General features: G+C 73.8%; 14 protein-coding genes. 6 read left to right on the forward strand and 8 right to left on the reverse strand.

The genetic code is table 11. The features are described 5' to 3' along the window. Nucleotides 1–61: 61 nt before the first annotated feature. Together BLS43_RS01555 and BLS43_RS01560 are read right to left on the reverse strand one after the other, a co-directional pair. Entirely contained in the window at nucleotides 62–1213 is a 1152-nt protein-coding gene (locus BLS43_RS01555) for an ABC transporter ATP-binding protein (RefSeq protein ID WP_093076096.1), read from the reverse strand. A 16-nt stretch (nucleotides 1214–1229) separates the two neighbouring features. After that, nucleotides 1230–1877, reverse strand: a complete 648-nt coding sequence (locus BLS43_RS01560; RefSeq protein WP_093075408.1) for an ABC transporter permease — start codon at nucleotides 1875–1877, stop codon at nucleotides 1230–1232. Nucleotides 1878–2137: 260 nt separating this feature from the next. On the opposite strand from BLS43_RS01560, the gene BLS43_RS30410 reads away from it, so the two are divergent. Beyond that, nucleotides 2138–2386: a hypothetical protein gene (locus BLS43_RS30410; RefSeq protein WP_093075412.1), complete on the forward strand. Its 249-nt coding sequence runs from the start codon at nucleotides 2138–2140 to the stop codon at nucleotides 2384–2386. Here BLS43_RS30410 and ligD read toward each other — a convergent pair. Next, nucleotides 2374–3378, reverse strand: a complete 1005-nt coding sequence (gene ligD / locus BLS43_RS01570; RefSeq protein WP_093075416.1) for a non-homologous end-joining DNA ligase — start codon at nucleotides 3376–3378, stop codon at nucleotides 2374–2376. The two genes, BLS43_RS30410 and ligD, sit on opposite strands and share 13 nt — an antisense overlap. Before the next feature lie 28 nt (nucleotides 3379–3406). Between ligD and BLS43_RS01575 the strand changes: the two genes are divergently transcribed. Together BLS43_RS01575 and msrB are read left to right on the forward strand one after the other, a co-directional pair. Then, nucleotides 3407–3691 carry a hypothetical protein gene (locus tag BLS43_RS01575; protein WP_093076097.1) on the forward strand — a complete coding sequence of 95 codons (285 nt, stop codon included), beginning with the start codon at nucleotides 3407–3409 and terminating at the stop codon, nucleotides 3689–3691. 56 nt (nucleotides 3692–3747) lie between these two features. Continuing rightward, the gene (msrB, locus tag BLS43_RS01580) at nucleotides 3748–4167 is read left to right on the forward strand and encodes a peptide-methionine (R)-S-oxide reductase MsrB (protein WP_093075421.1); all 420 of its coding nucleotides are present in this window, start codon (nucleotides 3748–3750) and stop codon (nucleotides 4165–4167) included. An 18-nt stretch (nucleotides 4168–4185) separates the two neighbouring features. On the opposite strand, the gene hemQ is transcribed toward msrB, so the two are convergent. The 3 genes from hemQ to hemE all read right to left on the reverse strand — a co-directional run bounded on the left by hemQ (nucleotide 4186) and on the right by hemE (nucleotide 7505). Beyond that, entirely contained in the window at nucleotides 4186–4881 is a 696-nt protein-coding gene (gene hemQ / locus BLS43_RS01585; RefSeq protein ID WP_093075424.1) for a hydrogen peroxide-dependent heme synthase, read from the reverse strand. Nucleotides 4882–4975: 94 nt separating this feature from the next. Next, nucleotides 4976–6442: a protoporphyrinogen oxidase gene (gene hemG, locus BLS43_RS01590; RefSeq protein ID WP_093075427.1), complete on the reverse strand. Its 1467-nt coding sequence runs from the start codon at nucleotides 6440–6442 to the stop codon at nucleotides 4976–4978. Between the two features lie 22 nt (nucleotides 6443–6464). Then, nucleotides 6465–7505, reverse strand: a complete 1041-nt coding sequence (gene hemE, locus BLS43_RS01595; protein WP_093075432.1) for a uroporphyrinogen decarboxylase — start codon at nucleotides 7503–7505, stop codon at nucleotides 6465–6467. Nucleotides 7506–7599: 94 nt separating this feature from the next. Here hemE and BLS43_RS01600 point away from each other — a divergent pair, with 94 nt between their 5' ends. The 3 genes from BLS43_RS01600 (at nucleotide 7600) to BLS43_RS01610 (ending at nucleotide 10441) form a co-directional block, all read left to right on the forward strand. Beyond that, entirely contained in the window at nucleotides 7600–8196 is a 597-nt protein-coding gene (locus BLS43_RS01600) for a DUF3000 domain-containing protein (RefSeq protein ID WP_093076099.1), read from the forward strand. Between the two features lie 331 nt (nucleotides 8197–8527). After that, on the forward strand, nucleotides 8528–9181 hold the full coding sequence (locus BLS43_RS01605) for a response regulator (protein ID WP_093075436.1): 654 nt from the start codon (nucleotides 8528–8530) through the stop codon (nucleotides 9179–9181). Nucleotides 9182–9253: 72 nt separating this feature from the next. Further along, a complete protein-coding gene (locus BLS43_RS01610; RefSeq protein WP_093076102.1) occupies nucleotides 9254–10441 on the forward strand; it encodes a ribonuclease D in 1188 nt (395 codons plus the stop codon). Nucleotides 10442–10578: 137 nt separating this feature from the next. Here the strand turns inward: BLS43_RS01610 and BLS43_RS01615 are convergent, their stop codons facing one another. Both BLS43_RS01615 and BLS43_RS01620 read right to left on the reverse strand, forming a co-directional pair. Further along, nucleotides 10579–11826: an FAD-dependent monooxygenase gene (locus BLS43_RS01615; protein WP_093075440.1), complete on the reverse strand. Its 1248-nt coding sequence runs from the start codon at nucleotides 11824–11826 to the stop codon at nucleotides 10579–10581. A 50-nt stretch (nucleotides 11827–11876) separates the two neighbouring features. Then, nucleotides 11877–13085: an FAD-dependent monooxygenase gene (locus BLS43_RS01620; protein WP_093075443.1), complete on the reverse strand. Its 1209-nt coding sequence runs from the start codon at nucleotides 13083–13085 to the stop codon at nucleotides 11877–11879. Nucleotides 13086–13132: the final 47 nt, after the last annotated feature.

The following is a 13132-nucleotide window of genomic DNA, read 5'->3' on the forward strand; positions in this document are numbered from 1 at the left end:
CGCGGGACCGAACACGTCGGCGGTCATGACGTCGCCTCCGCGGGACCGAACACGTCGGCGGTCACTCGCTCACCCCGTGCTCCTCGCGGTTGGTGGCGATCACGCTGGTCACGGTGTCGATGTCGATCGTGCCCAGCAGCTCGCCGCGCTGCCCGGTGACGACGGCGCGCCCGCCCTCGGTGAGGATCGCCTCCAGGGCGTCCTGCAGGGTGGAGGCGGGCGAGACCGAGTCGCCGACCGGCTTGCCGACCGTCGAGAGGTCCTGGCGGCCCGCCAGCTCGCGGACGTGCACCCACCGCTGGGGGCGGCGGCGCGCGTCGAGCACGAGGGCGTAGGTCCGGCCCGCCGCCGTCATCTTCTCCGCGACCGCGGCGGGGCGCTCGTGGTCGCCGACGGCCAGCACCGCGTCCGTGTGGTACTCGACGTCCCGCACCCGGGTCAGGGTCAGCTGCTTCAGCGACGCGCCCGCGCCCACGAAGCCCGCCACGGTGTCGTTGGCCGGGTTGGCGAGGATGGCGTCCGGCGTGTCGTACTGCTGGATCGAGGACCGGTCACCCAGCACGGCGATCTTGTCGCCGAGCTTGACGGCCTCGTCGAAGTCGTGGGTGACGAACACGATCGTCTTGCCCAGGTCCGCCTGCAGCCGCAGCAGCTCGTCCTGCAGGTTGCCGCGGGTGATCGGGTCGACGGCGCCGAACGGCTCGTCCATGAGCAGCACCGGGGGGTCCGCGGCGAGCGCCCGGGCCACCCCGACGCGCTGCTGCTGGCCGCCGGAGAGCTGGCGGGGCAGTCGTTGCGCGAACGTGCCCGGGTCCAGCCCGACGAGGTCCATCATCTCCTCGACGCGGTTCTGGATCCGCTGCTTGTCCCACTTGAGCAGGCCCGGCACGACGGCGATGTTCTGCGCCACCGTGTAGTGCGGGAACAGCCCGGCCTGCTGGATGGCGTAGCCGATGCCGCGCCGCAGCTCGTCGGCGTCGAGCTTGAGCGCGTCCTCGCCGCCGATGGTGATCACGCCCGAGGTGGGCTCCACCATGCGGTTGATCATGCGCATCGTGGTGGTCTTGCCGCAGCCGGACGGGCCGACGAACACGACGATCTTCCCGGCCGGGATCGTCATCGTGAACTCCTCGACCGCGGGGGCCTTGGTGTTCGGGTACCGCTTGGTGACCTTCTCCAGGCGGATCTCCGCGCCGGAGACACCCTGTGCGATCGGTTGGTCGAGAGTCTCAGTCACGGATCCCCCTGGGAGTGGTGAAGCGGGCGATGAGCACGAAGATCCCGTCCAGGATCAGGGCCAGGACGACGACGCCGAGCGTCCCGGCGAGCGCCTGGTTCAGCGAGTTCGCCGATCCGGCGCGGGTCAGTCCGGAGAACACCTCCGACCCCAGGCCGAAGCCCTTCGCGTAGGCCGCGATGACCGCGATGCCCATCAGCATCTGGGCCGAGACGCGCATCCCGGTCAGGATCGCGGGCCAGGCCAGCCGCAGCTCGACGCGGGTGAGCACCCCGACCCGGCTCATCCCGACACCCTTCGCGGCGTCCGACACGGCGGGGTCGACGCCCGCCAGGCCGACGATCGTGTTGCGCACGATCGGGAGCAGCCCGTACAGCGTCAACGCGATCACGCTCGGCGTGACACCGAGTCCCACGATCGGGATCAGCAGACCCAACAGCGCGAACGACGGGATCGTCAGGATCGTGCTGGACAGGGCCGTGGCGATCGCCGAGCCCGCGGAGCTGCGGTAGACCAGGACGCCCACCACCACACCGATGATCGCGGCGAGGATCACACACTGGACGACCCCGCTGACGTGCAGCCAGGCCTGCAGCGACAGCCGGTCCCACCGCTCGGCGACGTACTGCCAGAGGCTCACTCGCCACCTCCTCTCGTCACCGTGCGCAGCCGTGGATCGGCCGGGCGAGTGGGTGAACCCTACGGGCATAGTCCGTGCCGCGCTGGGTATGGGAGCGCCGGACGGGTCTGTCCGACAGGGCCGTTCGCGCCCGGGCGAGGGGCTGTTCGGGCCCTCCTCCCTCATCCTGATGAAAGCCGCCCCCACCCCGACACACCGGCGCCGAGCGGCGCGACAGACCCCGTGGAAGTCGCGTCCAGACCCGTCGGGGGTTCTCGCTCATGCTCGCTCTGCTGTCGGCCCGGGTCACCTCCCGGATGCCGAGGTCCGCTCTGGTCGCCGGGGTCTCCGGGGTCTCCGGGGTCTCCGGGGTCTCCGGGGTCTCCGGGGTCTCCGGGGACGGCGCGGCGCCGTGTCGCTGCGGCCACGACCTCGGCCACCACGACCACTGGCGGTCCGGCACCGACTGCGTCGCCTGCGGCTGCGGCCGCTACCGCTCCGCCCGGCGCGGCGCCCGTCAGTCCTTCTGACGCGCCCGGCTGGGCTGGACCCGCATCGGCTCGCCGGGCATCTTCGGATACTCCGGCGGGTAGGGCATCTCCCCCAGCCCGTCCGCCTCGTACCACTCCAGGGCGAGCTCGCAGCCGCCGCGCTCGCGCCCCATGTCGGCGTGCGGGTCGCCGCGCTCGGCCAGCAGGCCGGGAACCGTGCGCAGGGTGAAGTCGTCCGGCTCGGCGTCCGACAGGTCGTCCCAGCTCAGCGGCATCGACACGGTGGCGCGCGGCAGCCCCCGCACCGACCAGGCGCTCGCGATCGTGCGGTCCCGGGCGGCCTGGTTGAAGTCGAGGAACACCCGTTCGCCGCGCTCCTCCTTCCACCACGCGACGGTCGCCTTCTCCGGGATCCGGTCGGCGACCCGGCGGGCGAGGGTGATCACGGCGCGGCGGACCTCGATGAAGTCCCACTCCGGGCGGATCGGCGCGAAGACGTGCAGGCCGCGCCCGCCGGAGGTCTTGGGCCAGCCGGTGAGGCCCGCCTCGTGCAGCACCTCGCGCAGGACGGCGGCGACCTCCACCGCGTCCGCGAAGTCGGTGCCGGGCTGCGGGTCGAGGTCGATGCGCAGCTCGTCGGGGTGGTCGGTGTCGGGGCGTCGCACGGGCCACGGGTGGAAGTCCAGCGTGCCCATGTTCGCGGCCCAGGCGATCGAGGCGGGCTCGGTGGGACAGAACGTGTCCGCCGTCCGTCCGCTCGGGAAGGTGACCCTGGCGGTCTCGATGTAGTCGGGTGCCCCCTTGGGCAGCCGCTTGGCGAAGAACGGCTCTCCGTCCACACCGTCCGGGTAGCGCTTCAGGTTCGTGGGCCGGTCCCGCAGCACCGCCAGCATCGGCTCCGCGACCGCGAGGTAGTACTCCATCACCTCGCGCTTGGTGATCCCGAGGTCCGGGAACACCACCTTGTCCGGGCTGGTCAGACGCACCTCGCGGCCGCCGACGTCGAGCAGGATGACCGACTTCGCCGCCATGGTCGCGAAACCTACTACCCTGCTGCTCATGGCGGAGAGCTGGACACGTCGCTTCGACGACGATCTCGCCGGTCTGGACCCCACGGACCCGGAGGCGCGCGCCTTCGCCGAGCACCTCGACCGGATGCAGCGCGACCGCCCGTCCTACACCGTGGAGGGCTACCTCGACGGGGTGCGGGACTTCGCCGAGTCGACCAACCGGGCGCAGGGCGCCCGGTACTGGGCGGCGGTCACGGTGGTGGTGTTGCTGCTGGTCGGCGTGGTGTGGGTGGTCGCGAACGCGCTGGTGAGCATGCTCGGGGCATGGGTGTAGGGCTCCGCGCGTTGCACCCCACGGCAACCGTTGCCGGGAAGGGTTAGCGTGAACGCATGACTTCTGGAGTGGAGCCCGCCGCCAAGATCGTCAAGACGGACGAGGAGTGGCGCGCGCAGCTGTCTCCGGCGGAGTACCAGGTCCTGCGGCAGGCGGGGACCGAGCGGCCGTTCGTCGGGGAGTACACCGACACCACGACGGTCGGGGTCTACCACTGCCGCGCGTGTGGGGCCGAGCTGTTCCGGAGCGAGACGAAGTTCGCGTCGCACTGCGGCTGGCCGTCGTTCTACGCGCCGGAGAACGCCGCGGTGATCGAGAAGGTGGACACCTCGCTCGGGATGCGCCGGGTCGAGGTGCTGTGCGCGAACTGCCACAGCCACCTGGGCCACGTCTTCGAGGGTGAGGGATACCCCACCCCGACCGACCTGCGCTACTGCATCAACTCGATCTCGATGACGCTGGAGCCCGCCGAGTAGGTCGCGGCCGGTCGACGGCTACGGGAGGGTGCCCACCAGCGCACCGACCTCGACACGGGGGCCGGTGTAGAAGGGGATCTCCTCGCGGACGTGCAGCCGGGCCTCGGTCCCGCGCAGGTGCCGCATGAGGTCGACGATGCGGTGCAGCTCGTCCGCCTCGAACGCGAGGATCCACTCGTAGTCGCCGAGGGCGAAGGCGGGGACGGTGTTGGCCCGGACGTCCGGGAAGTCCCTGGCCTCCCTGCCGTGGTCGGCGAGCATCGTCCGACGCTCGTCGTCCGGCAGGAGGTACCACTCGTAGCTGCGGACGAAGGGGTACACGCAGACGTAGCGCTTGGGGTCCTCGCCCGCCAGGAACGCCGGGATGTGGCTCTTGTTGAACTCGGCCGGGCGGTGCAGCGCGACCTGGCTCCAGACGGGCACCGAGGCGCGGCCGAGGGAGGTCTCGCGACGCAGGTCGGCGTACGCGGCCTGCAGCGCCTCCAGGTAGTCCGCGTGCCACCACACCATGTAGTCCGCGTCCGCCCGCACGCCCGCGAGGTCGTACACCCCGCGCACGACGACGCCCTTGCCCTGCAACGCCTCGACGAACTCGGTGGCCTGCGTCGCCGCGGCGGCGCGGTCCTCCCCGAGCCGGCCGGGCTCCACCCGGAAGACCGACCACATGGTGTAGCGGATCGTCGCGTTGAGCTCGGCGTAGTCCAGGCGGGCCATGCGTGACATGCTGCCACGCCCACCCGCCCACCGACCCCACACCCACCGGTCACGCCCCTCACACCGCGTCCGCGCCGGGGGCGCGGCCGGACCGTCAGGCCGAGAGGGTCGCGGCGATCCGCTGGGCCGCGGCACGGGCGGTGGCGACGCACGCGGCGACGCCGACCCCGTGCAGTGCCGCACCGACGACCTCGAGCCCGGGCCGTCGGGCGGCCTCGATCGCCGCGACCCGCTCGCCGTGCCCCACGGCGTACTGCGGCAGCCCGCCACCCCACCGCTGCACGTGCGTCGCGACCGGGTCGGCGGTGAGGCCGTGCAGGGTGGCGAGATCGCGGCGGGCCCGCGCGACCAGCTCCGCGTCCGGCACCCGGAGGGTCGTGGCCTCGCCGAACCGACCCATCGAGACGCGCAGCCGGAGGAGGCCGTCCGGGGAGACGTGCGCCCACTTGCGCGACGAGTGCGTGGCGGCCTTGATCGCCAGGGGCTCGTCCGCCGCGACCAGCACGCCCGAGGTCTCCGGCCCCTCGATCCCGTCGTAGGCGAGCGCGACCACGGCGGAGGACGCCAGCTCGATCTCGCCCAGCGGCCGGGCGGCGGGTGTGCCTGCCAGCAGGCGTGCCGCCGCGGGGGCGGGGACCGCGAGGACCACGGCGTCGACGTCGAGATGCTCGGGCGACGTGGTCGGACCGAGGGTCACCCGCCAGCCGCCCGGGATCCGGGTCAGCTCGCGCACCGTGGTGCCGAGCCGGAGCTCGGGCTTCGCCGCCTCCACGAGGGCGTCGAGCAGGGTGCCGTAGCCGCCGGTCAGCGCGCCGAACACCGGACCGGCCTGCGGCCCCGCCACCCGCGGGCCACCGGACTCCGGGGCTCGGTCCGCAGAACTCGCGGGCCCGTTGCGGGGGACTCGCGTGTCTGGTCCGGGGGACTCGCGGGGTGGGGCGGGCGTCACGGCGGTGGTGGCCGCGTCGGTCAGCGAGGGGGCGCCCCGGTCCAGGGCCTTCGCCAGCTGCGGGATGGTGGCGCGCAGGCCCAGGGAGTCGACGCGGCCCGCGTAGACGCCGCCGAGCAGGGGCTCCACCAGGCGTTCGGCGACCTCGTCGCCGAGGCGGTCCCGCAGGACGGCGCCGAGGCTCGCGTCCTGGCCGGGACGCCAGGTCAGCGGGCGGGTCCGCTCGGCCGCCACCTCCGCCCGGGCGGCGGGTGAGAGGACCGCGGAGAGGTCGGAGGTCGCCGTCGGGACCCCCATCAGGGTGCCGGTGGGCATCCCGACCGTGCGCCCGCCCGCGCGGATGGTCGGCGAGGCACCCGTGGGGTGCACGACGCGGCCGGTCAGGCCGAGCTCGGCGACCAGCGCCGGGACCTCCGGCCTGCGGGCGAGGAAGGCCTCGGCCCCGACGTCGAACGGCACGCCCGCCAGGTCGACGGTGTGCAGCACCCCGCCGACGCGGTCCCGCTGCTCCAGGACGACGATCTCGGCCGCGGGCCCCAGCAGGGTGCGCAGCCGCTGCGCCGCCGCCAGGCCCGAGACCCCGGCGCCGACGATCGCGATCCGACCCGTCATCCGCGGGCCCCGACGTGCGGGCTCAGAGCGAGTGCACCAGATCGACCGTGCGGGTGATCATGTCCGGGTCGGTGCCCGGCAGCACCCCGTGTCCGAGGTTGAACACGTGGGACGGTGCCCGCCTGCCCTCGGCCACGATCCGGCGGGTCTCCGCGGCGACCGAGTCGACGTCCGCGAACAGCACGGCCGGGTCGAGGTTGCCCTGGACCGGGAGCCCGCCCGCGCGCTGCGACCCGACGTCCAGCGGGGTGCGCCAATCGACCCCGATCACGTCCGCCCCCGCCTCGGCCATGGCCCCGAGCAGCGACCCGGTCCCCACGCCGAAGTGGAAGCGCGGCACGTCCCGGATCCGGTCCAGGACCGACGCCGAGTGCGGCAGCACGAACCGCCGGTAGTCCCGCTCCGAGAGCGCGCCCGCCCAGGAGTCGAACAGCTGGACCGCGTCCACACCCGCCTCGACCTGCGCCTCGAGGAAGGTCGCGGTCAGCTGGGCGAGGTGGGCCATCAGGGCGTGCCAGACCTCGGGCGCGGAGTACATGAGCGCCTTCGTGCGCTCGTGGTTGCGCGAGGGCCCGCCCTCCACCAGGTACGAGGCGAGGGTGAACGGCGCGCCGGCGAACCCGATCAGCGGGGTCTCCCCCAGCGCGCGCAGCAGCAGCGCCACGGCGTCCGTCACCGGCGCGACCTGCGCGGCGGCGAGCATCGGCAGGTTCTCGACGTCCGCGGCCGTGCGCACCGGGGACGCCACGACGGGCCCCGTGCCCGGCACGATGTCCACGCCGATCCCCGCCGCGTACAGCGGCACCACGATGTCCGAGAAGAGGATCGCGGCGTCCACCCCGTGCCGCCGGACGGGCTGCAGGGTGATCTCGCAGGTCAGCTCCGGGTCGAGGCAGGCCTGCATCATCGAGGTGTCCGCCCGCAGCGCGCGGTACTCCGGCAGCGACCGGCCCGCCTGGCGCATGAACCACACCGGCAGGCGCTCCGGGCGCTCACCGCGGGCCGCGGCCAGGAACGGCGAGGCCGACAACGTGCGACGCGGGGAGGTCACCGAGGTGTTCATCGCCGCTCATCGTCCCACACCACCGGTGACGACCCGATCGGAGAGCGGCGCGCCTGCCACCGGCGCCGACGCCGCCCACCTACAGTCCCCGCTCGTGCCCGATCCGACCGCCTCCCCTCCGGCCCCGTTCGTCCGCGCGGTCGCCTCGCTGGACGGCCTGCGTCCCCGCCGAGAGCTGGTGGTCCGACCGCTCAAGGCGCCGCCGAAGATGGCGCCGTTCGGCTGGGCGTGCACGGTCGAGGCGGACATCGTCCACCGCGGCGACGGCACCGACGACCTCGACGAGCCCGACACCTCGGGCCGGCTGATCCTGTTGCACGACCCCGCGGGCCAGGACGCCTGGGAGGGCACCTTCCGGCTCGTCTGCTTCGTCCAGGCGCGGCTCGAGCGTGAACAGCTGGGGGACGAGATGCTCCCCGTGATCGCGTGGTCCTGGCTGACCGAGGCGCTCGCCGAGCTCGGCGCGGGCCACCGCGCCCTGGGGGGCACCGTGACCCAGACGTCGTCGGTCCGGTTCGGTGACATCGCGGGCCCGAACCGGGACGACGACGTCGAGCTGCGGGCCTCCTGGACCCCCACCGAGGGGGACGGGGACCTCGCCGCGCACGGCGAGGCCTTCCACCGGCTGGTCGCCACGGCGGCCGGGCTGCCGCCGGTCGGGGTACGGACGCTTGCGGAGCGAAGTTGTTGAGCGCCGAACGGTCGCAGAGAGTTGACGACCCGAACGCGCTGGTCACGAGCCGGATACGCAGCGTGGATCACCCGGTTGGGCGCATCATCGTCGACAACGCTGTAACTTTCACCCGGAGAAGTTCGATCGGATACACGACGTTAGACCGCTTGGGGGGCTACAGTTCCTCCACGACACCTCCTCGGGCGGTCGGGGACACACTCTCCGTCCGTCACCGGGGTCCCGGTGTTGGTCGGGGGGCAACGACCGACTCCAGGGAGGTAGTGACGTGGCCGTAGTAGGCCAGGGCACACCCTTGCGCGGCACTCCCGGTGCCGTGCTCCAACCCGCGATGGTTCCTCATCCGCGGGAAGAGCAGTTCTCCGTGTTGGTCGTCGACGACCACCCGCTCCTGCGGGAGGCGATCGCCGCGCGCCTGCGCTCGATGGGCGCCGGCACGGTCCACGAGGCGGCCTCGGTCGCCGAGGCCAAGGCGCGCGCACAGGCCAACGGCCCGTGCGACCTCGCGATCCTCGACCTCGGTCTGCCGGACGGCAGCGGGCTGGACCTCGTCACGGAGCTGCGCCAGCTCGGCTGGAACCGCCTCGTGGTCCTCGCCAGCTCCGACGACCCGTACGCGGTCCGGTCGGCCTTCCAGGCGGGCGCCCAGGCGTACCTCCTGAAGTCCGCCTCCCCCGCCGTGGTGACCGACGGTGTGAAGCGGGTGCTCGACGGCGGCGTCTACGCCGACCCGACGGTCGCCCCGCTGCTCGCCACCGGCACCCGGGTGCCCGGCACCGACAACACCCCGCGGGAGCTCTCGGCCCGCGAGGTCGAGGTGCTGCAGCTCGTGGCGGACGGGCAGTCGAACAAGGAGATCGGCGAGGCGCTGAACCTCTCCGCGCTCACGGTGAAGAGTCACCTGTCCCGGATCGGGCGCAAGCTCGGCACCGGCGACCGGGCGCAGATGGTCGCGCTCGCCATGCGAGCGGGAGTCATCCGCTAGGTGACGCCACAGCACGACCAGGGGGGCGGGCCGGCTCCGCACGAGAACGACGCGGAGACCGGTCCCTCCGCCGTGCCCCTGCTCCGGCCCGCCGACGGGATCCCCGACGTCGTGCGGGACGCGTCGGCGCTGGCCAGGACGGCACAGGCGATCGAGGCGGGCTCCGGCCCGATCGCCGTGGACGCCGAGCGCGCCTCCGGGTTCCGCTACTCCCAGCGGGCCTACCTGGTGCAGCTGCGCCGGGCGGGCTCCGGGTCGGCTCTCGTCGACCCGATCCCGCTGGCTGGTGACCTCACCGCGCTCGCGCCCGCCATGGACGGGCCCGAGTGGGTGCTGCACGCCGCCTCCCAGGACCTCCCCTGCCTGGCCGAGGCCGGGCTGCGACCCGCCGCGCTGTTCGACACCGAGCTCGCGGGCCGGCTCGCCGGGCTCCCCCGCGTCGGGCTCGGGCCGCTCACCGAGCGCATGCTCGGGCTCGCCCTCGAGAAGGGCCACGGCGCGGCCGACTGGTCCCGGCGGCCGCTGCCCGAGGACTGGCTGAACTACGCGGCGCTCGACGTCGAGGTGCTCGTCGAGCTGCGTGACGTCCTGGCCGACCTGCTCCGCGAGCAGGGCAAGCTGGACTGGGCGTACGAGGAGTTCGAGGCCGTGCGCACCGCCGGACCGCCGCCGCCGCGCACCGATCCGTGGCGGCGGACGTCCGGGATCCACAAGGTCCGCAAGCCCCGCGCGCTCGCCGCCGTGCGGTCGCTGTGGGAGGCGCGGGACACGCTCGCCGCGGAACGGGACGTCGCGCCCGGACGGGTGCTGCCGGACTCCGCGATCATCGAGGCCGCGGTCACCAACCCGCCGGACGCGCGGGCGCTGTCACAGCTCCCGGTGTTCCGGGGCCGGGCGCAGCGGCGCCTGGAGTCGTACTGGTTCGGAGCCCTGCGTGCCGCACAGGCCCTGCCGGACGCGGAGCTGCCGCGCTCCTCGGCGCCCACCGACGGCCCGCCGCCGGTCTCGCGCTGGGGCGACCGCGATCCCGCCGCCGCAGCCCGGCTGGCCGCCGCGCGCACCGGGCTGGCCGAACTCTCCGAACACTGGTCGATCCCCGTGGAGAACCTGCTCCAGCCCGACCTGATGCGCAGGCTGTGCTGGTCCCCGCCCGAGGACGGCGACGTAGCCGCCTTCCTGCGCGCCGGTGGGGCGCGGAACTGGCAGGTGGAGCTGACGACGCCGGTTCTGGAGAAGGCGCTGGCCGCACGGTCGAGCTGACGTCCGCCCCCCGCTGACGCTTGGGCGTCCCAAGCGTCGCTGAGCGGTGCTTGGGCGTCCCAAGCGTCAACCGGCGCCCCCGGCCCGCCGACGCTTGGGCGTCCCAAGCGTCACCACACGCCGCGGCCCCCCGCGCCTCAGCCCACCCGCTCCCGCTTCGCGGCTCGTGCGGTGCGGCGCAGCGTGGTCATGCCCTGCCGGACCTTGCGCAGCGGTTCGAACTGCGTCGCCCGGTGCAGCTGGAAGCGCCAGGCCTCGGGGTGGTCGCCCCGGCGGTCGAGCAGGGTGTAGGCGAAGCGGACGGGGTCCTGCTCGTCCAGGTGGCACCCGACGTCTTCGAACCAGTGCATGTTCCGCAGCGCCTGCGCCTGTACCCGGCCGACCTCGGCGCGCCGCAGGGCGTCGTAGGCGGCGAGCCCGCCCGCGAGGTCGTCGGGGAACAGGTGCAGCGACTCGGCCAGCCGCACCGCGTCCTGCACGGCGAGGACGGTCCCGGACCCGATGCCGAAGTGTGTGGTGTGGGCGGCGTCCCCCGCCAGCACGACGTTCCCCGAGACCCACGAGCGGCTCCGCAGGTGCCGGAACCGCAGCCACGGCTCGGCGGTGCCCGTGCTGCCCACCGCACCGGGCGGCCGGAGCAGCGCCGCCCCGCCCAGCGGCCCGGCGAAGATCTCCTCCAGGCGCCGGAGGTCGGCGTTCACGTCCGAGCCCAGCGCGAGGCCCTCGAAGACCTCGGGGGAACATTCGACGATGCACGTGCTCGTGCCGCCGGTGGAGGGGTAGGCGTAGAACCAGATCCAGCCCGACCCCGTCGCCCAGGTGACGCGCTCGAAGGCGAACGTGAACCGGGGCAGGTAGCGCTCGGTGCCGAGCCAGATGTAGCGGTTGCGGCCCGTCTCGATGGCGGTGTCGAAGCCGTGCGGATGGTCGACTCCGTCTCCGTACGCCGCCCGGACCCGGCTCCCGGCCCCGTCCGCGGCGAGGACGAGGTCCGCCTCCTCGCCGACGCCCTCCGGCTCGACCGGGGTGTCCCAGACGATCTTCACGCCCGCGTCCTCCGCGCGGCGCACCAGGATGTCCAGCAGCGCGGCGCGTCCCATCGAGAAGCCGTACTTGCCGCCGATGTGCACGGGCGCCCGCCCGCCGATCCGGACGACCTGGTCGCGCCAGAGGATCGCGGCGGCGCGGACGGCCCGGCCGCCGTCCGGGTCGAGCCGGTGCAGGTCGTCGAGCAGGTCCTCGCCGAACGTGATGCCCCAGCCGTGGGTCGCCCCCGGCGCGTGCCGTTCCCGGACCTCGACCTCCAGGGTCGGGTCGTCCCGCTTGAGCAGCATGGCCGCGGCCAGTCCGGCGGGGCCGCCGCCGATGCAGAGAACCTTGCGCATCCTCACACCCTCTCGAAACGACCGAGTGAGCGTAATGACACGGGTGAGAGTCACCGCCGCCGGGCCGCCCGAGCCTCCCGCCGGACCCGCGTCATGCCCTGCCGGACGCGACGCAGCGAAGGGACCTGGGTGGCCAGGTGCACCTGGTAGCGCCAGGACTCCGAGTGGTCACCGCGCCGGTCGAGCAGCTCGTAGCCGAACCGGACGGGGTCCGCGCCCTCCACGCGGTCGGGCAGCTCCTCGAACCAGGCCATGCTGCGCGCGGCGTCGACCTGGATGCGGTCGACCTCGAGGCTGCGGACGGCGTCGTAGGCGGCGAGGGCGCCCGCCGGGTCGTCGTGGAACAACGCGCGGGCCTCGTTGAACCGGATCGCGTCCTGGATCGCGAGGGTGGTGCCGGAGCCGATGGCGAAGTGGGTGGTGTGGGCGGCGTCGCCCGCCAGCGCGACGTTCCCGTCGACCCACGAGGCGGTGCGGACGTGCCGGAAGCTCTGCCACGTCGTGGTGCCCGGGGGCGTGCGCAGCGGGCGTCCGCCGAGGTGGCGGGCGAAGACCCCGCCGAGCGTGTCGAGGAAGTCCGAGCCGTCCCCGCCGTCCCCGCCGTCCCCGCCGTCCCCGCCGTCGAGGCCCAGCCCCGTCCACACCTCCGGCGTGCACTCGACGATGCAGGTGCTGGTCCCGCCGCTGGACGGGTAGCCGTGGAACCAGATCCAGCCGGCATCCGTCCGCTCGAACGCGAAGGTGAACGCGTCGAAGGTGTGGTCCGTGCCGAGCCACGCGTAGCGGTTTCGGCCGGGGGTGATCCGCGTGTCGAAGTCTCCCGCGGCCCGCATCCGGCTGCCCGCCCCGTCCGCCGCGACGACGACGTCGGCCTCGTCGCGGACGCTCGCCGGGTCGGCGTCCACCCCCCAGCGGATGCGGACGCCGACCTCCTCGGCCCGCGCGGCCAGCAGCTCCAGCAGCCGGGTGCGACCCATGCTGAAGCCGTAGCGCCCACCCAGGTGCACCGGCTCGGCCGCGCCGACCCGCACCTCCTGCCGCGCCCACACGGTCGCCGCCTCGCGCAGCCGCCTGCCGCCCTCGGGATCGTGGCGGTGCAGGTCGTCGAGCAGGTTCTCCCCGAACACCACGCCCCAGCCGTGGGTGTCGGCGGGCGCGGTGCGCTCCAGCACCTCCACCTCGGTGCTCGGATCACTCAGCCTGGCCAGGATGCCCGTGTACAGACCCGCGGGCCCTCCGCCCACGCACAGCACCTTCACGACCCCGCTCCTCCGCCTCGGCTCACCTCGTCAACTACCCGTTCGTC

Origin of the sequence: Pseudonocardia oroxyli, assembly GCF_900102195.1 — a bacterium.
In the GTDB taxonomy this organism is placed as follows: Bacteria; Actinomycetota; Actinomycetes; order Mycobacteriales; family Pseudonocardiaceae; genus Pseudonocardia; species Pseudonocardia oroxyli.

Bases quoted from the DNA above. Each gene is read 5' to 3' on its own strand.
- hemQ (WP_093075424.1), bottom strand. From the start codon at position 4,881: ATGGCCCGCCTGGACTACGCCGAGCTCAACGCGACGATCCGCTACACC.
- BLS43_RS01605 (WP_093075436.1), top strand. From the start codon at position 8,528: ATGGTTCCTCATCCGCGGGAAGAGCAGTTCTCCGTGTTGGTCGTCGAC.
- BLS43_RS30410 (WP_093075412.1), top strand. From the start codon at position 2,138: ATGCTCGCTCTGCTGTCGGCCCGGGTCACCTCCCGGATGCCGAGGTCC.
- ligD (WP_093075416.1), bottom strand. From the start codon at position 3,378: ATGGCGGCGAAGTCGGTCATCCTGCTCGACGTCGGCGGCCGCGAGGTG.
- BLS43_RS01575 (WP_093076097.1), top strand. From the start codon at position 3,407: ATGGCGGAGAGCTGGACACGTCGCTTCGACGACGATCTCGCCGGTCTG.
- hemE (WP_093075432.1), bottom strand. From the start codon at position 7,505: ATGAACACCTCGGTGACCTCCCCGCGTCGCACGTTGTCGGCCTCGCCG.
- BLS43_RS01615 (WP_093075440.1), bottom strand. From the start codon at position 11,826: ATGCGCAAGGTTCTCTGCATCGGCGGCGGCCCCGCCGGACTGGCCGCG.
- hemG (WP_093075427.1), bottom strand. From the start codon at position 6,442: ATGACGGGTCGGATCGCGATCGTCGGCGCCGGGGTCTCGGGCCTGGCG.
- msrB (WP_093075421.1), top strand. From the start codon at position 3,748: ATGACTTCTGGAGTGGAGCCCGCCGCCAAGATCGTCAAGACGGACGAG.